Origin of the sequence: Neobacillus niacini (assembly GCF_031457145.1) — a bacterium.
GTDB lineage: Bacteria > Bacillota > Bacilli > Bacillales > Cytobacillaceae > Neobacillus > Neobacillus niacini_J.
Map to the genome: position 1 here is coordinate 182,446 of NZ_JAVDVZ010000004.1, position 19,675 is coordinate 202,120.

20 protein-coding genes are annotated in these 19,675 nt (G+C 39.5%); 3 read left to right on the forward strand and 17 right to left on the reverse strand.

Going from position 1 to position 19,675, the window contains the following annotated elements:
• Nucleotides 1-8: 8 nt before the first annotated feature.
• The 12 genes from J2Y03_RS12185 to J2Y03_RS12240 all read right to left on the reverse strand — a co-directional run bounded on the left by J2Y03_RS12185 (nt 9) and on the right by J2Y03_RS12240 (nt 12,821).
• A complete protein-coding gene (locus tag J2Y03_RS12185) occupies nt 9-1,262 on the reverse strand; it encodes an MFS transporter (protein WP_310194432.1) in 1,254 nt (417 codons plus the stop codon).
• Nucleotides 1,263-1,722: 460 nt separating this feature from the next.
• Nucleotides 1,723-2,646 carry an alpha/beta hydrolase gene (locus J2Y03_RS12190; RefSeq protein WP_310194434.1) on the reverse strand — a complete coding sequence of 308 codons (924 nt, stop codon included), beginning with the start codon at nt 2,644-2,646 and terminating at the stop codon, nt 1,723-1,725.
• A 107-nt stretch (nt 2,647-2,753) separates the two neighbouring features.
• Nucleotides 2,754-3,848, reverse strand: coding sequence for an FAD-dependent oxidoreductase (locus J2Y03_RS12195; RefSeq protein ID WP_310194437.1), 1,095 nt, complete (start codon nt 3,846-3,848; stop codon nt 2,754-2,756).
• 63 nt (nt 3,849-3,911) lie between these two features.
• Entirely contained in the window at nt 3,912-4,667 is a 756-nt protein-coding gene (locus J2Y03_RS12200; protein ID WP_310194438.1) for a GntR family transcriptional regulator, read from the reverse strand.
• Nucleotides 4,660-5,352, reverse strand: a complete 693-nt coding sequence (locus tag J2Y03_RS12205; RefSeq protein WP_310194441.1) for a 3-oxoacid CoA-transferase subunit B — start codon at nt 5,350-5,352, stop codon at nt 4,660-4,662. Before J2Y03_RS12205 ends, J2Y03_RS12200 begins: the two co-directional genes overlap by 8 nt.
• A complete protein-coding gene (locus J2Y03_RS12210; RefSeq protein WP_132097265.1) occupies nt 5,345-6,040 on the reverse strand; it encodes a 3-oxoacid CoA-transferase subunit A in 696 nt (231 codons plus the stop codon). Before J2Y03_RS12210 ends, J2Y03_RS12205 begins: the two co-directional genes overlap by 8 nt.
• A gap of 16 nt (nt 6,041-6,056) precedes the next feature.
• Nucleotides 6,057-7,016 carry an MBL fold metallo-hydrolase gene (locus J2Y03_RS12215; RefSeq protein WP_310194443.1) on the reverse strand — a complete coding sequence of 320 codons (960 nt, stop codon included), beginning with the start codon at nt 7,014-7,016 and terminating at the stop codon, nt 6,057-6,059.
• Between the two features lie 72 nt (nt 7,017-7,088).
• Entirely contained in the window at nt 7,089-8,786 is a 1,698-nt protein-coding gene (locus J2Y03_RS12220; protein ID WP_310194445.1) for a CocE/NonD family hydrolase, read from the reverse strand.
• A 362-nt stretch (nt 8,787-9,148) separates the two neighbouring features.
• Nucleotides 9,149-9,565 carry a Zn-ribbon domain-containing OB-fold protein gene (locus J2Y03_RS12225; protein ID WP_132097295.1) on the reverse strand — a complete coding sequence of 139 codons (417 nt, stop codon included), beginning with the start codon at nt 9,563-9,565 and terminating at the stop codon, nt 9,149-9,151.
• Nucleotides 9,566-9,568: 3 nt separating this feature from the next.
• Nucleotides 9,569-10,732, reverse strand: coding sequence for a thiolase domain-containing protein (locus J2Y03_RS12230; RefSeq protein ID WP_310194448.1), 1,164 nt, complete (start codon nt 10,730-10,732; stop codon nt 9,569-9,571).
• Between the two features lie 37 nt (nt 10,733-10,769).
• Entirely contained in the window at nt 10,770-11,771 is a 1,002-nt protein-coding gene (locus J2Y03_RS12235; RefSeq protein WP_132096696.1) for a phosphotriesterase family protein, read from the reverse strand.
• A gap of 21 nt (nt 11,772-11,792) precedes the next feature.
• The gene (locus tag J2Y03_RS12240) at nt 11,793-12,821 is read right to left on the reverse strand and encodes a phosphotriesterase family protein (RefSeq protein ID WP_310194452.1); all 1,029 of its coding nucleotides are present in this window, start codon (nt 12,819-12,821) and stop codon (nt 11,793-11,795) included.
• Nucleotides 12,822-13,462: 641 nt separating this feature from the next.
• On the opposite strand from J2Y03_RS12240, the gene J2Y03_RS12245 reads away from it, so the two are divergent.
• Nucleotides 13,463-14,224: an IclR family transcriptional regulator gene (locus tag J2Y03_RS12245; protein ID WP_310194455.1), complete on the forward strand. Its 762-nt coding sequence runs from the start codon at nt 13,463-13,465 to the stop codon at nt 14,222-14,224.
• 70 nt (nt 14,225-14,294) lie between these two features.
• Here the strand turns inward: J2Y03_RS12245 and J2Y03_RS12250 are convergent, their stop codons facing one another.
• Nucleotides 14,295-14,471, reverse strand: coding sequence for a hypothetical protein (locus J2Y03_RS12250; RefSeq protein ID WP_310194959.1), 177 nt, complete (start codon nt 14,469-14,471; stop codon nt 14,295-14,297).
• Nucleotides 14,472-14,522: 51 nt separating this feature from the next.
• Nucleotides 14,523-15,023, reverse strand: a complete 501-nt coding sequence (locus J2Y03_RS12255; protein ID WP_310194456.1) for a CarD family transcriptional regulator — start codon at nt 15,021-15,023, stop codon at nt 14,523-14,525.
• 123 nt (nt 15,024-15,146) lie between these two features.
• On the opposite strand from J2Y03_RS12255, the gene J2Y03_RS12260 reads away from it, so the two are divergent.
• On the forward strand, nt 15,147-15,593 hold the full coding sequence (locus J2Y03_RS12260; RefSeq protein ID WP_396954207.1) for a MarR family winged helix-turn-helix transcriptional regulator: 447 nt from the start codon (nt 15,147-15,149) through the stop codon (nt 15,591-15,593).
• A gap of 156 nt (nt 15,594-15,749) precedes the next feature.
• Here J2Y03_RS12260 and J2Y03_RS12265 read toward each other — a convergent pair whose 3' ends face one another.
• Nucleotides 15,750-16,439, reverse strand: a complete 690-nt coding sequence (locus J2Y03_RS12265; RefSeq protein WP_310194461.1) for an N-acetylmuramoyl-L-alanine amidase — start codon at nt 16,437-16,439, stop codon at nt 15,750-15,752.
• A 307-nt stretch (nt 16,440-16,746) separates the two neighbouring features.
• On the opposite strand from J2Y03_RS12265, the gene J2Y03_RS12270 reads away from it, so the two are divergent.
• Entirely contained in the window at nt 16,747-17,064 is a 318-nt protein-coding gene (locus J2Y03_RS12270) for a hypothetical protein (protein WP_310194463.1), read from the forward strand.
• A gap of 88 nt (nt 17,065-17,152) precedes the next feature.
• Here J2Y03_RS12270 and J2Y03_RS12275 read toward each other — a convergent pair whose 3' ends face one another.
• A complete protein-coding gene (locus tag J2Y03_RS12275) occupies nt 17,153-17,554 on the reverse strand; it encodes a cupredoxin domain-containing protein (protein ID WP_310194466.1) in 402 nt (133 codons plus the stop codon).
• A 200-nt stretch (nt 17,555-17,754) separates the two neighbouring features.
• Entirely contained in the window at nt 17,755-19,500 is a 1,746-nt protein-coding gene (gene pabB, locus J2Y03_RS12280; RefSeq protein WP_310194469.1) for an aminodeoxychorismate synthase component I, read from the reverse strand.
• Nucleotides 19,501-19,675 lie beyond the last annotated feature (175 nt).

Genomic DNA, 19,675 nt, shown 5'->3' on the forward strand with positions numbered 1-19,675 from the left:
GTTACCTATTAACCTTGGAAATTTGTTTTAATATCATGCTCTTTCGTAATTTGAACCTTAGATGGTGCAGTTTCTTTGTATAAGAATGATAAAAGGAATGCAAGAACTCCAGCAGCTGCAGCAACGTATAATGGTGTTTGAAGACCATAAATATCAGCTAAAGCTCCATTCACCATTGGATTTAGAAATCCTCCGATTAACTCCCCAATACCGATTGTTAACCCGATTGCAAGTCCTGAGTATTGTAATGGAACAGATTCAACTGGAATAACGGACATCGACATACCAATTACACCTGAACCAGCTGAACCGATGAATAAAAGAAGCATCATTAATGGAATAGAATCCATTAAAACGATAGATAGTGGTATGAGAATTAACAAAAAGCCAGAAACTAAAGATGCTGGTTTACGTCCAGTACGCTCTGAAATGGTTGGGATTAAGAAACCGAAGATTGCATATCCAACCCCGAATGAAGCCATGACGAAACTCATTGTTGTTTCTGATAAACCTTTTACTTGTACTAAATAGGTTGGCCCAAAAATTTGGAACGCCATAAGTGTTGTCATAACTAAGCTGAAAACAATAATAGATAACCAAATATTACGGTGCTTAAGGATATCTTTCACTTTAACTTTTTCAGTCGATTTTATTGCGTGCATAGCATGGAATTTCGCTGGATCTGGATTTTTAACTGATTTTAAGATGACAACGCTTAAAATAATCCCAGGAATTATCGTTAAATAGAATGCAGTATGCCAGTCAAAATTTGTTGCTAATGCAACGATTACTACAGGCGCTAAAATGCTGCCGAATAAAGCGTTACTCGTGTTCATGGTGAAGCCTAGGTTAAATCCTTTGCGTCGCTCCGACGATTCCATTGCTAGAATCGATTGTGATTGCGGAATCAGTGGGCCTTCTACAATTCCCATTAATAGGCGTAGTACGAATAACATAGCAAATGATTGTGCTAAACCATGCATTAATGAAACAACAGAGAATGCCAATACTAAAATGGCTAACATTGATTTTTTACTCTTAACTTTATCTGAAATGAAACCACCTAATGGACCTGATATTGACCAAGTTAATGCAAGAGCGGCTCCAAGTAATCCTAATTGCGTGTAGTTTAATCCTAAATCAACAGAAATCATTGGGAATAGGTAGTTAATCGCTAAACGGTCAAAGAATACGAAACCAATTGTGAAGAAGACGATAACTACCAACTTATTTTCATAAGTCCAAAACTTTTTCTTTTCCATGAAATAAAACACCCTTCCTTAAAATCACGTATTGTTAAAGCTAGTAAAATACGGTGATACCGAGTTGATTAGTAAAAATTACAATCATCTGGATTTCAAAGATTAATGAGGCGGCCTAACCCTCTATATAAGAAAGTGTAAGATATTGGCCAGCTATTAATATCCAAGAAATAGGAATATATAATGTGGTGTTCTTAGAAGTAAAATTCCGAAGATTAGGAATATTTCTAGCAGTCTCGTTCCTTTAAACCATAATGTTATGATTTCAACATATATATTGCTTTTTAATAAGTGCCAATGTCCACCCCCTTTAGGCTAACCATCAGTACTAGTAATAATGACCTACATATTAAACGGAAGTGACCAAACGCAGTGCCTACGGTTTCTGCCAGATGATCACTTCCCTAGAAATCTATTAACCTTGTACAGTACCACGTAATCGCGGGTTAAAAATTATTTACTAAGACTTTAAAAAATCAGCTGTCCGTTTATAAACGTCTTTATACTCATCAAGATGTGTAAATTTGCCTAAGAAGCCATGCGTTGCACCATCATAACGTTTTACTTCAACAGCTACACCACAATTTTTGAGGTTCTCAGCAAATAGTTCCCCTTCATCACGAAATGGATCGTATTCTGCTGTGATGACAAGAGCTGCTGGAAGGTTTTCTAAATTTTCTTCTCGAATCGGTGAAACAAGCGGATTATCGGTATCCACATTTCCTAATAAATAGAAGGAATTAATTTCTGCTAATTGATCGCTTTCTACGAAATATCCCTTTCCATTCTCCACTAATGAAGGATAACGGAATTCACTGAAGTCGAGGTCTAGGGATGGATACAATAATACTTGCTTCGTAATGGTAAATTCCTTTTTATCACGAGTCATTAGAGAAACCGCAGCAACTAAGTTCCCGCCAGAACTATCCCCCGCGACAGCTAGGTTCTTCCCATCCCATTTTAATTCGTCTTTATGTTCGGTTGCCCATTTTGTTACATTATAGGAATCTACTAATGCAGCAGGAAATGGGTGTTCAGGTGCAAGGCGGTATCCAACTGAAATGACTTTATAACCTGACTCCATACAAATCGGGCGAACTACTTCATCATGACTTTCTAAATTTCCTGACATAAATGCACCGCCATGGAAATACATGAGAATTGGATAAGAATCTGCTTCATTTGGTGTGTAAATTCTTACTGGTATATCTGCTTCAGTTGTCGCAATAGTTCTTTCTTCCACAGAATAAACTTGCACACGTTGTTCAACTGGTAAAACAGGTGCATCGAACATTTTTCTATGTTCTTCTGGAATGATTTTAGGCTTAGGATCTAATTTTGGAATGAAATCCAATATTTTTTTTATCTCTGGATGTACAGGCATTTGCGAAAACCTCCGTATTTCAATCTGTCGCTTATTTGATTAGTCAAGCGACGGAATATTCCTATTCTAGTTAATCTTCTGATATTTCTTCGTAGTATTAAATCAGATTACTTATTTTCAAAGAATTCTTTTTCCGGGAAAAAGGTATCTTCCTTATCGTTATGGAACTGGCGAGATAAATTTTGGAATAAATGGCAAACTGGTTTTCTTAGAGTCTCATACTTTTGTAAAGCTTCTGCAACAGATTCAGCTTCCAGTAAACATTCAGCCAATATCCCTGCATCTTGAATCGCCATATTTGCACCTTGACCTTGGTTATGAAGCATCGAGTGTGCGGCATCCCCTAGCAGAGTGATGCATTCATTGCTCCACTGTTGAACTGGATCAATATCATATAGTGCGCGAACATCCCAATTATTAACATTTTCAGCAATCTTCTGGAAGTCAGGATGGAAGTTCTTTAATTGATTGAGCATGTCTTCTTTTGGTACTTTTGGTCTACCAGTTCGATCATGGTGTGGTACGGTAATATCGACGGAAACTTGTTTCCTATATTTTAACGGCAGTAGATATAAATTGACTTTATCAGTCGCGACAATTCGGAGTGTGTCACCAGTAGCTAACCCATATGTTTCATCCACATTAACAAGAGCACGATAGGCATGATAGCTGTGGAAAACAGGCTCAGCTTGACTGAAAAATAGATTCCGGGTAAGGGAACGAATACCATCTGCACCAATGACCAAATCGGCTTCCACTTTGACACCATTTTCGAACTCGATTTCTGCATAATCTCCATGGCGGACAATGTTTTTAACCTTGTGATTCAAATGTAGGTATTCTGTTGGTATGGCATTGATTAGCGTGTCGAGACAGTCTGCGCGATGAATTAATCTCGCCCATCTTTCATTAGGGTCATTTGTTAAATCAGGCCATTGTTCCTTAAGTAACACTTCTGCCTGATCTGAAAGGATCTCTATTTGGACGCTTTTATGAGTTACTCTTTCGATTTCTTCCTGAAGCCCCCATTTTGTGAAATAATGGATGGATGGCGGTCGCAAACCGATACCTGCACCAACCTCTGTTATAGCTGCTGCCTGCTCATAAACTTCGACATTAAATCCTGCATGGCGTAACGCAACCGCCGCTGACGCCCCACCAATACCTGCACCGAGAATAGCAATTCTTAAATTTGATTTCATAAACATTTCCCTCCTAAATGATTAATTTAATCGCTTTCATATTTGAAACACAAAGACAAAATCTCAACGATTTGCAGTGAAAGTGAACTTATAGTCATCAGCTCTATGAACAGCCCTTCTCCACCCTATGAGTCTATCATTACGTGTGTACAACTTTGTCTCAATTACGAGAATAGGATCGCCCATCTTGATTCCCAAAAGCTCTGCCTCCATGCTGTTCGCACTTGACGCACAGATTTGGTGATCCCCACGAGAAATGAAAATGCCTTGTTCATTCTCAAGAAGCATGAAGACACTATCGACCTTCTCAACCTCTCGCTTACTCAGTTGGAAATCCTCAGAAACGAACAAATAGGTTTGCGTCCATACAAGTGGTTTTTCTTTAAGTAAAATTAAACGAGAGACCTTCAAGACCTTATCACTCGGCTCAAGACCAAGAATAGCGCACAAATTCTCTGTAGGTAATACCGGTTCTACACCTAATATTTTCGAAGAGCACTCTAACCCTTGATCGCGAAGGTAGCCAACTAGTCCTCCTAACTCTAATCCAGGAGGCCGTACTGGGAGTTCCTGAACGGGGAAGGTGCCCTTTGCCCGTTCTCTGTATACGTACCCCTCATCTGTAAGTTCCTTCAGTGCTTGACGAACAGGTGCCCGACTTACGTGGAAGCGCTGCACAAGCTCATGCTCGGTGCTGAAGGGACGACCAGCTTCACCGTCAGCAGCCTGTAGCTCTTCAATCAAGATCTCCTTGATTTGCTTATAAAGAGGCACTGATGAGCTGCGATCAATGGCAGGTTTATTGTTTTGCTTAATCATTAATTTTCAAAATCTCTGCATCTAAGTCATTGGTCGCATGATTCTTAAGCGGAGCAGCAGTATTCTCCTGCAGATATTCAAATGTAACGCCAGGTGCGAGTTCTTGGACGACAAGACCATCATCTGTAACATCAATCACCGCAAGGTCTGTATAGATTCGATCTACACAGCGAGGTGCAGTCAGTGGATACGTACATTCCTCCACGATTTTCGGGACTCCCTTACTCGTATGCTGCATGCAGAGGAAGACTCGCTTTGCTCCAACTGTTAAATCCATCGCTCCTCCGACACGACCAAGCGGTTTGTTAGGGAGTTTCCAACTAGCAAGATCACCGTACATTGAGACTTGAAATGCTCCTAATACTGCTGCATCAAGGTGACCGCCGCGTATCATCGCAAATGAGTCTGATTGTGAGAAAAAGCTGCCGCCAGGTAATAATGTGATTGGTTCCTTACCAGCATTAACAAGATCCATATCCTCTTTTCCTGGTTCAGGTTTTGGACCGAGTCCTAGTAGACCATTCTCACTGTGCAAAATAATTTCCCTGCCTTCAGGAATTACATCAGCCACAAGGGTCGGTATTCCTATACCAAGATTTACGAACCATCCATCTTCTAGGTCTTGAGCTACCCTAGTAGCTAACTCTAGCTTGGACCATCCAACCTTCAGTTCGTCTTTAACCATTTGCTAACACCCCCTCTTCACGTTTAGCTTCTAATTTTACTAAACGATGCACAAAGACGCTCTGTGTGGCAATATTCTCTGGATCCAACTCTCCGACTTCTACAATTTCATCAACCTCTGCGATTGTAATGCGCGCTGCAGTTGCCATTACCGGGTTAAAATTACGCTGTGTCTTATTGTAAACAAGATTTCCCCAGCGATCTGCTCGATAGCCCTTGATAAAAGCGTAGTCACCTATGATGGCATTTTCTAAGACGTGCAAACGGCCATTGAAAACACGCGTTTCTTTACCTTCTCCAAGTTCAGTATGCGCTGCGGTAGGTGTGTAAAAAGCTGGAACACCCGCACCGCCTGCTCGAATGCGTTCTGCTAATGTACCTTGCGGAGAGATTTCTAGCTCGATTGTGCCATTCTGTAGACGCGCAATCAAATCGTCAGCATGTGGACCAACAGGGAAAGAGCAGATAATCTTCTTTACTTGATTGTTGCTGATTAAGGCTGCAACACCATCGCTAACAGCACCAATATTATTAGATACAACAGTTAGATTCTTTGCTCCCTGCTCAACGAGGGCTGCAATTAGATGTGAAGGTAGTCCACTTCCCCCAAACCCTCCAACAAGCAACGTTGCTCCATCATGTATATCAGCAACAGCTTTTGCTGAATTTTCAAACCTTTTCTGAATCATTTAGATTTTCCTCCTCTCATTTAACATGCGAACCGATAAGTTCTTCATGATAACCATTCATGGTGACAAAGAACGCGCAAGGTAAGTTCCTTGGATCCCCTTTATAACCAATTTCTCCAGCAATTGATCCAAACGGTCCATACAGACCACTCTGTTTAGTAGGAAGTCCATTCGCTAAATGGCGCTTTACCAAATCAACCAATTTAGCATCCATATCAAGACTGGCTTGTAACACAGCTGCAACTTGCTCACCCTCGATTTGAGCACTTTCCAAAACGCCATTGATATTACGGAATGGATGACCTAAGAACAATCGGGTAGGACATACTTCTTCTAACAACCGCTGTACACTTTTACGATATGAGATTGGTTCTTCAATCGTTGGTAAGCCACTAAAACCGCCATACATTTGAACGGCATCCGCTGCAAAAGCCCAATCCAATCCATCCAATACAAAGGTCACAGAACCAATTGAATGCCCTGGAGTTTCAAACACTTTTAACGTAATATCACCTCCAAGGTGGATGGAATCTCCGTCCACTACCTCCAAGTCCGGTTCGATTGTGCCGCCAATGTCTGTTGTTAGCATGGAGATATGTTTTTCTTGTATAGCTGGATCTGTGATGTATTTTCCTTGCAGTGACTTGTAATCAACGATTTGTTCATTCTTATCACGCAATAGTCGTGCTTCTTTTTTAGGAATGACTACCTTTGCATTTCGTCCTGTTTTTTCCCATACTGCATATGCCCCGCCGAGATGATCCACATGACCGTGCGTTAGTAAAATCCAACGAATGTCTTCCATGCGGATACCATGTTGTGCTAAGGTTGGCTCTATGTCTTGCCGTGCCGAGATACTAATACCGGTATCGATAATGGCTGGTTCTGGTGCGTCCACATAATAGGCAAATGCCGAAATTGGTCCAAATTTACATTCAATGGGTATCACACGTACTGGACTTGTAATTTTGTTCACCCCTCTACTACTCGATTTTGGGTCCACAGCTTCCTCTAAGAGGAGCTGTGGATGCTTCTTTGCCAAGGAGAATTACTGATTAGTAACATCGAATTGTTTAGGTATAACGGGTAAAACTAAACGAGATTGATGACCGGCGTCGCGATAGATTTTGTGCGTTGTTGCACGACCGCTTGGCAAGTGGTAACTATCCGGCGGTAATAATTTTGCGTCTTCTCCATCAAGTGGTTCATTACATGCAAGATCCAATTCAATACTATGTCCTGCTTTAATTAAGAAAGAGAATGGATATAAGCGTATCGCATACTCGTTAATCTCACCAGGTGTTACTTGTACCACACGGTTATGAGGGTGCCAAGGCTCACCATATGTTGACTTATCCTCATTTAATTCTCGATGTGATGCTTTTAAATAACCTGATGTCATTAAGGTACGTTTGCCGCTTGGGTCCACATCATAAAGCTTGGCAATGAAGTTTGTATCATCCGTATCGATTTCAGCATGAATATATAATGCACCTGTACCTGTCATTTCTACAGGCTCACGGAATTTATCACTAGTCCATTTAATCTTTTCTGATGTTGTTGTTACTGTTAACGGGGCTTGGTAAAAGCCATCTGGATGTGCATATTCAGAAGTTAACGGCTCTGGTTTCTCGCTAATTTTGTGCCTAGGTCGTAAGTAAAACTCTTTCTTTTCCTCAAATGGCAATGGCCAGTGCTCTTCTTTGCGCCATTTGTTAGAACCTTCTACAGAGAATTGCACGGTTGGTTCATCCATAATGCCATTATCAATGCCTTTTAACCAGTAATCATACCAGCGGAACATTTCGTCATGACTTTCATGGAATGGACGCTCTAACATTGGCGGGAGCGCTTGGATATCAAGCTTTTTAATGCCTGACACCTTGTGGAAACATTCGATTGTCCCTTCAACATTCCAACCGCGGCCCCATTTTGCTTGGAAGTAAGTTGGGATGTTTACTTTATGTGCCACTTCAATAGCACTATCTATTTGCCAGAATGGGCCATCCAGTGGATTTAATAAATAATCCATCCATAATTCGTGACGGTCTTGATAATGTAATAGGTGAACGAAATCTGACCAATGTGCGATATCTGGGTCATTTAAGCGCTCTTGTGTTTTCTCTTGAAGTTCTTCAGGTGAGAATACTTTTGAGCTTTTACTAGCTACGTTATTGAATGCATTGCCACTGTCTCCGCCACGCCCTTCACGAGAAGCACGAGGCATTAACCACATAATACCGCCATGGTAACAAAGTTCATAAAGATCAAAGTGACCACCGTTCGCAAATATTGCCTTTAAGTGTGGCGGCTGCTCCGCTGCACCTAAAATTTGAACAGACGCAAAGTATGAAATACCGATCATCCCAATGTTGCCATCGCACCAATCTTGCTCAGCCATCCATTCAACGAGGTCATAGATATCTTTACCATCGCCATGACCACCTGAATTGTAGTTACCGCACATTTCACCTTCTGAGTGACCTGTACCACGTACATCCGCAATAATATGAGCATAGCCATGTTCGACAACAGAACGAATATCGCCTGCCTCAATTGCACCGTTCCAAAGATGACTTGGGCGTGCTTGTGGAGGTAATGTTAATGCTTGTGCTTGCAGTTCTTTCCCATACGGGCTAAGTGCAAGTAAAGCTGGTACTTTGTCTACTCCATCAGGAAGGTAGATATCAGCAGCGATATGTACGCCGTCACGCATTGGAATGCGTACATCCTTAATGATTCTCATTTTATCCGCTCCTCTTCTTCGTCCTTCTAAGTAGTAATGAATCTTTATGATCAGATTTTTATAGATTCATAAAATCCGCCTAGTAAACTCTATTGGTGACCACTTTCTCGATTTCACTAGGTTTTGGGCTCCAATATGCTCTATTGGCGACCACTTTCTCGATTTCCATTAGGTTTTGGGCTCCAATGAGCTCTATTGGTGACCACTTTCTCGATTTTCATCAAGTTTTGGGCTCCAATGAGCTCTATTGGCGACCACTTTCTCGATTTTCATCAAGTTTTGGGCTCCAATATGCTATTGTCTATTAATCTTAGCTGTAACAATCCGATAATCTTATAGTTTGTATCGATTTATCAATATCCTTATAGGTCCACAATCGGTGTGAAGCATGGTATATAAGGACCTGGATTATCTTGCTCGCCACTTTGCTTAAATACCACTTTAACCCTTTGGTTGATATGCACCGTATCCAAATCACATTCAACGATATTTGTCATCATTCTTGGACCTTCATCAAGTTCAACGAAAGCGATTGCATATGGGACACCACGCCGCATCACACTAAATGTGTAAATACTGCCCGTACCCTTTGCTTCTACCCAACTTGTCTTATCACTCATGCAGTGCGGACATAGCACACGTGGATAATAGTGAAACTCTCCACAGGAATCGCACTGTTTTACCAACAGCTTTCCTTCCGCAGCAGCTTCCCAATATTCTTTATGTTCTGGATGAATCTCAGGGATCGTCATCGTTCTTTCTTGATATGTAGTTCCCATTCTTTACACCCTTTCCATGATAAGTGTTGCACTACCGTGCCGGCTGGCTAATCCTCCACCAGTACCGTGAGCTAAAGCAATATCACAATTTTCAACTTGAACTTGCGGGTTTGCTTCACCACGGAGTTGGCGAACAGCCTCGATTACTTTTACAATGCCGCCTCGGCTTGCTGGGTGATTGTTATTCAACCCGCCACCATCCGTATTAATCGGAAGCTTACCAATTCCTGAAATTAGGTTTCCATCAGCGACAAACTTGCCACCCTCGCCCTTTTTACAAAAACCTAAGTCTTCAAGCTGCATTAACACAGTAATAGTGAAGCTATCATAAATGGATGCATATTTAATATCTTGAGGTGTAACTCCAGCCTCTTCGAAAGCTCTAGGTCCTGACCAAACAGCTCCTGAATATGTAAGGTCAGTTTTGCCGCCGAGTAGTCCTTTAGGTGCTTCGCCTGCACCCAAAACTCTGACAAGTGGACGTTTTAGACTTTTAGCAATCTCAGGTTTTACAACTACTAAAGCACCGCCGCCGTCACTTACGACACAACAATCTAATTTATGTAACGGATCAGCAATCATAGTGGACGCAAGAACATCTTCCACTGTCACTAAATCACGCAGCATCGCATTTGGATTGTATTGGGCGTGATGGGAAGCTGCAACTTTGACCCATGCTAGTTGTTCACTAGTCGTACCGTATTCGTACATATGCCTCATGGTAGCCATTGCATATTCATTCACAGCAGTTGGTCCAAAAGGAAGTTCAAATGGAGTATCCGGAACATTTGCACCCACCAGTTTCTGTTTAACACCACTTCTGCCTTCTGATCGTGGACGACCCGCCATTGTAATTAATGCGACATTACATTTTCCTGCTGCGATTGCCTGTGCCGCATGCGACACATGCGCAATGTACGACGAGCCGCCAGTGTCTGTACCATCTACATGTCGTACATTTAAGCCTAAATAATCGACCATCGAAAGTACACCACCCGGAGCGTCACCGGCACAAAAATAACCATCTACATCTGAGAATGTTAGTCCTGCGTCTTCTAAAGCACCCTTCGCACATTCAGCATGTAAGGCTGCAACAGATTTATCCGGAGCCTTACGTGTTGGATGCTCAAATGCACCTGCAATATAAGCCATTCCTTTAATAGTCATAGAATTAACCTCCCGTTCGATGCTTCGTTGTTTCAAACTAACGAGATTCTTTCACGGCTTCCCTTTTTGCAGAATTGATTTCTTGAGGTTCCTGCATGGTTAAGAATTTCGTAGGATTGTGAACTAAAAGTTGTTCAAATACTTCTTCACTCACACCAGCTTTACGCAAATCCGGTAAGAATTCTTCAAACAGGTAGTTTACTGAATGTCCTTTTAATCCAGGCCATCCTAGAGCACAACAGTTGGCATCTGCCGAAATAAGGGCACGGTCAACATAACCTTTATCAAGGAAACGAAGGAAATGTTCCACGCGATCTTGTCGTGGACGAGACCAATATGGTGAACCTACCATCTCAGTGTCATAACCGATGGTATCGAAGCCAACCCATCCGCCTAAGTCTGCAATCAGGTTATCACGGTTTTCATCGAGATAGCCGCCATCATCCGCATGACCCATTAGTACGCGATCAAGAGGTAAACCCTCTTCATCGAAGATGGCAATTGCTGTTTGGGCATCTACACATAAATGTGTAATAATTGGAGCACCTGTTTTTAATGCTGCTCGTGCAGCTGCACGATAAATGCGTTTATCAAGTTCACTTAACTTCCCGCCACGGCTGACACCTACTTTGATAGCACCTGCTTTTGCGCCTGTACCGTCAATACCCACCGTAATTTCATGGATAAATAAATCCATTAGGTACTCAACTGATTTGTCACGGAAATATGGTAACGCTGAGTCTCCTGCTACAAAGCCTGTAACCGCAATGATATGAACGCCAGTTCTACGTGAAAGTACTTGGAAGTATTCAACATCACGTCCGTTCCCAATCCCTGTACAATCTACGAATGTTTTTCCGCCGTGTTCACGGAAACGACGCAGCTTTTCAATAGTCACTTCAAACGCTTCTTCAGGTTTTTTCCACCATTGTGTATCTAAGTCACATCCTGGAAGACCAAATCCAATATGTTCATGGACTGCGATGATTCCTAAATCTTCAACCGGTATTGGACCTAAAACTGTATTTACCTTAGCCATCTATTTATTCACTCCTCACTTTTAATTTTTAACGGATTCTTTTTCCGCTGTTACAGATGTCGCAACAGTTAGTACACGTTGTGGGTTGACTTCTAATAAAGTGCGAACCTGTTCGTCCGTTACGCCTGCTTTCTTTAACATAGGTACAAATGTTTTCAGTAAGTAGTCATAGCTGATTTCTTTTGTTGCATGTCCTTTTGCTACTCCAACGGCATTTGTTGAAATCAGCACTTGATCACCAAGACCTTCTTTAAAAAGGTCGACAATTAATTGAACACGTTGTTCATCGTTTACATAACCTTCGTGCGTAGCCGTGCCAACGTGGTCTAATGCCACCATGGCACCGCGGCGCGCAACACCAAATACTTCTTTACGTCGGGCCGCATCTAGACGGTCAAGACCACCGATGATGATACGGTTTGGTTCAATACCTTCAGCTAATAAAATATCTAAATCATTAATAGCGTCTAAGCCGTATTGTACAGAAACAGGTACTCCTGTAGTGAGAGCTGCTTGTGCCGAACCGCGGAAAAGATTGGTTTCTTTTTCTGTAATACCACTTTGACTTGCGATTGATGTCACTAATCCAGCTAGACCTGAACGTTCAATACGAGGTACAACGATTCCTTCTGTCACCTCTTTAGCGAACAAATCAGCAAATTGTTCTGCTGACCATGGTGTAGGCGGATTTTTTTGTGGTGTAACAAAGTAACCGCTTAACATTGGCTCAGGCCCTAAACCTGTTGACGCTACGATATGTACACCTGTTGTTTTAGATAGTGTTTCATAGAGTTTTACATCACGACCATGAAACATACCGCTGCGATCGACAATAGTCTTTCCACCAAGTCTACGGAAATCAGTAAGCTTTCTTTTTAGGACGTCAAAGATCTCGCTCTTGTCCATATTAACCTCAGGTGCATATTCTGCCCCCGGGAATACTGAAAGAAGTGATTCATGAATAAGCACAACACCTAATTCTTGAGCAGGCACTAATCCAAGAACAGTACGAACAACACTTGAACCTTTTTCTTGTAAATTATCTAGCATTTTAATACCTCCTATCATTTTATTAACATCACCTAAGACGAATCGAAAGCGAAGATTAGTTTTTAAGAGAGTCATTTAAACAGATCAGTTGGGTTGAGATAGGCGCAATCTAATTATTTAAACAGACCGGTTGGTTCATAAAAGTCAAACATTTCACCTATACAGACCGGTTGGTTCATAAAAGTGAGAAGTTTAACTGGCTTACCCTCCAGAATACGAATTCTGCATCTGTAATCGCTTTCTTTTCAGATAAATCAGTATGGGAAATCTATGATGTTAAGAACATATTATAATATTGTTATACCAAAGTCAAAACTTTTTTTCGATTTTTCTAAATTAAAGGAATATTAAATTACTAGTGTAGAATTTCCATAAAAATGACCATCCTTATCCAGTATGTGGCTGAATTTCAATGGATGGTCTTTCTAGTTCTAACAATTAAATAATCTACTGTTTAGAATTAATTTTAGGGATAAATTTTTAGATAACCGCATTCTCTATTTGTATATTAAATTTTATTCACCTTAATTGTCAATATTATCAATAAAAAATATTTTCTGAAAACTACTAGTGATATTGAAATATAGGGTCGGGTTAGCTATGCTAATATGACGATAGTAAAAAAGGGGTCTAATTTATATATGGAAGACATTAAAAAAGGAACAACCATCCAATCATTACAAATTGGAATGGGTATTATAGAATCAATTGCAAAACAGAGAAAACCGTTAAAGTTTACTGAAATTCAAGATCTGACACAGATTACAAAAAGTAATCTTTATAAATATTTAAATACCTTTACGCAATTAGGAATCCTATATCGCAGTAAGGAAACGGGAGAATATGTATTGGGAAGTAAGCTGATTGAATATGGAATGTCTGCTGTAGATCAAGAAAATGTTACCGACCGAATTTCACCTTTTCTGCATGAAATTAATGAGAAAAGTTCGAGTACTGTTTTATTTTCCAGGTGGACCCAAAATGGTCCAATGATTGTTAAAGATATTAACACTAATCGAGGTTTAAATATTGGCGCTCAAATTGGAACCATTCTACCAATTAATTCCGCTTCAGGCAAAGTGTTTATGGCCTTTATGGACGAGCAGATTATCCATGATTGGAAGAAGAACGAATTCAAAAAATCACCTAATGAATCGGTTAGCCAATTAGAAGATGAATGCAAAATCATACAGGAAAAAGGAATTGCTTTTGCAAGGGAACCACTCGTCTCATCCGTGTCCTCTGTATCCTTTCCAGTCTTTAACTATCAGAAAAAACTCCTTGGGACAGTTACAGTTGTAGGCTTTTCCGAGATTATCCCTGAAAATGAGAATCATGATCTCAGTCATTATTTCATTCAAATCAGTAAAGAGATTTCTGGTTGTTTCGGATATAAAACATAAATAAGGGCAACTGCTGATACTTGCAGGTGCCCTTATTTTATGTATTTTTTCTATAATAATTATATACTTTTCATCCAGCATGTGGCTCGTCAATACTATTATCGACAATTTCCCAGACATCATGGTGAAGTCCTCTTTCAGTTGATCCGATATACATACCTGGCCTTTTCCGAACAGCTTCTAGACCCTCGAATACTTGTATTTGGCTTTCATCATAGGTTTCTTTTTTTACTTCCGTAAGTTCCAATTCCTGGTGCACCTTTTTTGTTCAGATAAACCGTGTGACCTTAAGTATTTATTAATTTTTAACTTGTATATATCTAGTTGTCTTTTCAAATATGGATTCAAAAGAAGTATTTAATGCAATGGCTAATTCTTTGAACAATATGTTTTGGATAGAAGATAAAAGTCTGCGGTCGGGATCGCCTAGCTTCTTTCCATTTCGATCGGCGTCAAATTTTTTACGCATCAGCGTGTTAATGATTCTTGAAATCTCTTTGCGGTTTCCAGTCTTTACAATATCCGTATATTCTTTCGTTCGGTCGTGACCTTTGTCTATCCAACGAATCCCTTTTTCCTTGAAAGATTCAAGTATTTCTAAAGCGTCCTCCCGATTGATCATTCCAAGCATGACTACTTGGTCATTATCAACGGGGTTATGAATGGTGAGGTTTTTATCCTCAACCGGTTGAATCACATAATATTTTCGAGTAGTTCCGTTATATGTTTGTTCACAAATGTTATCAATTCGGCATATACCAAGTGATGAATAGATAATCAAATCTCCAACATTAAACATTTTTCGATTCTCCCATTCTACCGATTGTCAATTTGGTTGACTAAATTCATTTTACTCTATTTTTTTAAAATCGTCAATCAAGTTGACATTATGCTGTGTTTTTTGTATATTTATGGCATGAAAATGATTGGAGTGAAAGGATTGAAGCTTGAATTACATAACTTAGATTTAATTGACCTATTAAGTGAGCGACATCTTCTACTTCGCAAGATTTCTGAGGAATTGTGGAATGATAACAGTGATATTCATATATCCAATTCTGAATGGTTTATCATGGCGAGAATATATAAAAAGCAAACCACCATTTCCTATGTATCAAAAAATGTAGACATTTCCCGGCAAGCCACTCATAAATTTATTAAGAATCTTGAGTTAAAAGGCTTAATTGAGATTATGAATTTAAAAAATAATAATAAAGAAAAAGGAATTCAATTAACTACATTAGGTGAAGAATGTTATGAGAAAAACGAGGCCTTAAAGGCAACCATTGAGAAAAAGATCGCGGATAAACTTGGAGATAAACAAGTAAGCTTCTTGATAGAAATACTAAAATCGGATTGGGGATTATAGCCTGATTTTCTGATATATATATAAAGGACATTTCACGGGTGTTTTCACAGTCACTATTCACATAAAATAGCGCAATATAAAAGGGTTAGAGAAATTTTTATCTCTAACCCTTTTATATTGCTTCTAGTTAAATTGCTTTAGTATAACTTCTTCGATTTAAGATATCAGCATTGCTGGATACCCTTTTGCCTTTAGCTCTTCGACCAAGTCCTTAGCGTTATTAATATCTAAAAATGCCCCCACTTGTACACGATATAGCATATTGGTGGAGGGTGTTATTTCTGGTTTCCTTTTTAGTCCATACTCAGCAACCAGCCCATCGACCATGGCTTTCGCCGCTTTCTTCTGGTACTCCGCAGTCCGCATTTTCAACGCTTCGTTTTTGTTGGTCATAAATGCAAATTCAATTAATATGGCAGTCATTTTCGTTTCTCTTAACATTTGGAAATTGGCTGCTTTCACTCCCCGATTCCTAAACCCTAATTCCTTCACTAGGTTGGTTTGTATTCTTTCAGCAAGCGCCATAGCTTCTTTTGGTTTGGTCGTATATATGTATGTCTCCGTACCACCCGCAGTATTCCAACCAGTTCCATAAGCGTTGAGATGGTAGTCAATATGGACATCAGCCCCCCAGCTATTTACTAATTCGCACCGTCTGTTCAATGCTATATCCGTCTTTCCCGTTAAATCATCAATCCGTTTTTGATCGACTCCTTCATAATTACTTAGTTCTCTCATCACCAACTTCACAATTTCATTCGTAACCTGCCATTCTTTACATCCATCTGGCGACTCCTTCCCTGCTGTGACGAGAGCATGTCCTGCGTCATGAGTGATTTTTAACATAAATAAAACCTCCTTTTATAAAAAGGAACCCTAATAGCTTTTCCGGACAGTTATTGCCCTTCAATTGGCTCACTTTCTTTTCACTCTTTATATATAGATAAAAACCAAAAAAGGACAGGTGTCGGTTAAATGTTTATCAGAATAGATTTATTTTTTATTTTCGAAAAATTTTTAATACCTGTTATTTTGATCACACCTTCCCCCATTTTAGAAATGTAAAATAATATTGACTATACAAAAAAGGAGCTGAGAAATTAGTAGATGTACTATTTAAAATTCAGCGCAATAATTTAAGGAGGAGTTCTTGGTGTTAAAAATATTTATTTTCATTTTAATCCTGATAACGTTGATTTTGTTGAGTATTTTTATCGATGGACTTATGGAGTTACATAAGCAAGAGCGGGAAGATAAAAAGAATATGGTTAGAGACGGAATGGAAGGATATTTGGACAAAACATTTGGATTTGGAAATGTTACTATCTTCAAATCCATACTTGAGGCCGAAGGAACTACTAGATATTTAGTTTATTTGCCGAAGTATGAATGGTTCAAATCACCGAAATACGAATGGTATGAAGTATATGCCACTCAGAGCGGATTTAAGCATGAGGCTATTACAAGATAATATCAATGCAAAGAACACCTCCTTCGTTTTGAGGTGTTCTTTATTTTATAGGGATGACCTAATTTCTCTGGATTTTTATATGTACAGCCTAGTCTACAATTTTTAATGAGATTTTCATTGCTTCATGGTCTTCCGTTGCGCCGCAAACAGTAGAACAGATTAATTCGTATTCCCCTGTTTTATCAGCAGTAAATTCTGCTGGTTTGTCGGCACCCATTTCAATTCCTAAACCCTCGCTGCTGATTGTATGCATTCCTTCTTTGTTGACTAAATTAATTTTAACCTTTGTTCCTTTTTTAATCGTTAATTCTTTATCGGAAGTAAAGTCCCAGTTTGTAGCTGTAATCGTATATTCCTCTACACCGGATGCCGCTCCCGCTTCAGTTGATTCCTCTTGTTTTGGAGCCGTTGTTTCTTCGTCTGCACCTCCACAAGCCGCTAAGCCTATTGTTAATGCACCCGCTAAGAAAAGTAATCCTAGTTTTTTCATCACTATATTCCCCTTTGTTGTCCAATTAAATTAGCAAATCAGAAGTTTTTCAATTTCTCTTCTCTGTTTTACTACCTTTATTTTAGGACTCCGTTTAATACATTTCCTTGATTTATATCAAGAATATAGTGTTTTTATTTTTAAATATTCGTGGTCCAATTCCCTTCTCCTAAGAAAAAAAGAAATTGCTTTCCTTTGTATTATCTCATGAAATGAACTTCTTTCCACTTTCGAACACTATTGATAAACCAGATTCTTTCGGCCATTTTTAAGTCCGAGTGAGTAAGTGTTTTTTCGTGAATTTCTCCAGTTTGTATTAATTTGTCCCGATACGTACCAGCTAATAACCCGCTCGATAATGGAGGCGTCCATAACGCCCCATTGATTTCCAAGACTACATTGCCATTTGTAAATTCGGTTAACTCACCCTCCTGATTCCACAGCAGAACATCAAAAGCTTCTGAGGGTTTTTTGTTTTGAAATTTCGTGTAGATTTCTCGATTGGTTGTCTTATGATATAAAAATGGATTATTCTTATCCACTGGTTCTTCTGCAAGGATTACCTTAACAGCTGCTTCTTGCGGGGTGATCAGCTGTCCTTCAATGTTCCCTTCACCATTTTTTGTTAAAAGAAGCCGAACCTTAAACAAGCCTTCGTTGTTTTTATTTGCGAAATCGTTTAGGATTTTTTTAAAGCTGTCTAGATTGACATGAAAACCAAAGTATTGAGCTGAATTTTTCAAACGGTTCAAATGTTCTTCAAGTAAAAAATATTGTCCATTCTCTAGTAATAAACTTTCTAAAAGCTGGAAATCGGACGGCACCTCATTCAGGACCCTTGCTTTTGCAAGGATTTCGTGATATTCCCCTTCCGAAGTTGAATCCCATGTAATCCCCCCACCTACACCATAAACGGCTTCACCAGAATGATGATCAATCAAAACCGTTCTAATGGGCACATTAAAAATCGCTTCTTTATTAGGTGTTATGTATCCAATTGTCCCACAATAAACCTCACGCGGTTCATTTTCTAGGTCCGCAATGATGTTCATGGTGCTAATCTTAGGTGCACCCGTAATTGACCCACACGGGAAAAGGGCTTTAAAAATATCAACCAGATTGGTTGTATCAGAAACCTTAGCTGAAATGGTAGAAGTCATTTGATGAACGGTTGGGTATTGTTCAATTTCAAAGATTTTTTCAACATTAACGGTGCCCGATTGTGCAATCATTCCGAGGTCATTTCGAAGCAAATCAACGATCATAATATTTTCTGCGCGATTTTTCTCAGAATGAAATAGCCAGTTCGCGTTTGCTTTATCCTCTTCATGTGAAGCCCCACGTTTTACCGTTCCTTTCATTGGTCTTGTCGTGATTTTTCCATGATTTAAGTGGAAAAACAATTCCGGTGAAGCAGACAAAATACTATGGTCACCTGTATGTATGTAGGCACAATAGTTAGAGGCTTGGGCTTTTTTCAGCCTATTAAAAAAAGTTAAGTCATCTCCATTAAAATGTGAATGGAGACGGATTGTATAGTTAGTTTGGTAGGTGTCCCCGCTCTCAATACACTGTTTTATATATGTAATGGATTGACTATATGTATCCATTGAAGTGGAGGGTTTCCATTCTGATAATGAAAATTCCTTCGTACTACCAATGTATTCATGCACAGGCTCTGAAAATATTCCAAACCATAGTAATGGCATTGAACTGCTGCTTTTGACCTTATAGGCAGAATCAAAGGCAGGAGCACTTTCGTATGATAAATACCCGGCAGCGTAATAACCTTTTTCAACTGCCTCCTGAACAAGCTGAAAACTAGGCAATACTTCTTCAACCTTATGTGCGGTAATCACCCTGATAGGGTTTTGAAAAGTAAACGGTTTTATTTTGCCGTTAGCATCAGCAAATTCAAATGATAAAAGAGGTTTATTTTGTTGCATGCTGTTTGTGTTCACCCTTAAAGTTTCCTGATTTTTAGAAGAAAAGAAACCTCCTTTAGTTTATTAATCCTTGTTATTTTCGTCAACTATTTCTAATAGCTCTTCAGATAACTCAGGAAATTGTCATTATAAAAAGTATCAATACATAGGCGAATATCATAAGATGTATTCTTCC

Excerpts from the sequence above, each read along its gene's own strand:
- J2Y03_RS12185 (WP_310194432.1), bottom strand. The coding sequence starts at position 1,262 with ATGGAAAAGAAAAAGTTTTGGACTTATGAAAATAAGTTGGTAGTTATC.
- J2Y03_RS12190 (WP_310194434.1), bottom strand. The coding sequence starts at position 2,646 with ATGCCTGTACATCCAGAGATAAAAAAAATATTGGATTTCATTCCAAAA.
- J2Y03_RS12195 (WP_310194437.1), bottom strand. The coding sequence starts at position 3,848 with ATGAAATCAAATTTAAGAATTGCTATTCTCGGTGCAGGTATTGGTGGG.
- J2Y03_RS12200 (WP_310194438.1), bottom strand. The coding sequence starts at position 4,667 with ATGATTAAGCAAAACAATAAACCTGCCATTGATCGCAGCTCATCAGTG.
- J2Y03_RS12205 (WP_310194441.1), bottom strand. The coding sequence starts at position 5,352 with ATGGTTAAAGACGAACTGAAGGTTGGATGGTCCAAGCTAGAGTTAGCT.
- J2Y03_RS12210 (WP_132097265.1), bottom strand. The coding sequence starts at position 6,040 with ATGATTCAGAAAAGGTTTGAAAATTCAGCAAAAGCTGTTGCTGATATA.
- J2Y03_RS12220 (WP_310194445.1), bottom strand. The coding sequence starts at position 8,786 with ATGAGAATCATTAAGGATGTACGCATTCCAATGCGTGACGGCGTACAT.
- J2Y03_RS12225 (WP_132097295.1), bottom strand. The coding sequence starts at position 9,565 with ATGGGAACTACATATCAAGAAAGAACGATGACGATCCCTGAGATTCAT.
- J2Y03_RS12230 (WP_310194448.1), bottom strand. The coding sequence starts at position 10,732 with ATGACTATTAAAGGAATGGCTTATATTGCAGGTGCATTTGAGCATCCA.
- J2Y03_RS12235 (WP_132096696.1), bottom strand. The coding sequence starts at position 11,771 with ATGGCTAAGGTAAATACAGTTTTAGGTCCAATACCGGTTGAAGATTTA.
- J2Y03_RS12240 (WP_310194452.1), bottom strand. The coding sequence starts at position 12,821 with ATGCTAGATAATTTACAAGAAAAAGGTTCAAGTGTTGTTCGTACTGTT.
- J2Y03_RS12245 (WP_310194455.1), top strand. The coding sequence starts at position 13,463 with ATGGAAGACATTAAAAAAGGAACAACCATCCAATCATTACAAATTGGA.
- J2Y03_RS12255 (WP_310194456.1), bottom strand. The coding sequence starts at position 15,023 with ATGTTTAATGTTGGAGATTTGATTATCTATTCATCACTTGGTATATGC.
- J2Y03_RS12260 (WP_396954207.1), top strand. The coding sequence starts at position 15,147 with ATGATTGGAGTGAAAGGATTGAAGCTTGAATTACATAACTTAGATTTA.
- J2Y03_RS12265 (WP_310194461.1), bottom strand. The coding sequence starts at position 16,439 with ATGTTAAAAATCACTCATGACGCAGGACATGCTCTCGTCACAGCAGGG.
- J2Y03_RS12275 (WP_310194466.1), bottom strand. The coding sequence starts at position 17,554 with ATGAAAAAACTAGGATTACTTTTCTTAGCGGGTGCATTAACAATAGGC.
- pabB (WP_310194469.1), bottom strand. The coding sequence starts at position 19,500 with ATGCAACAAAATAAACCTCTTTTATCATTTGAATTTGCTGATGCTAAC.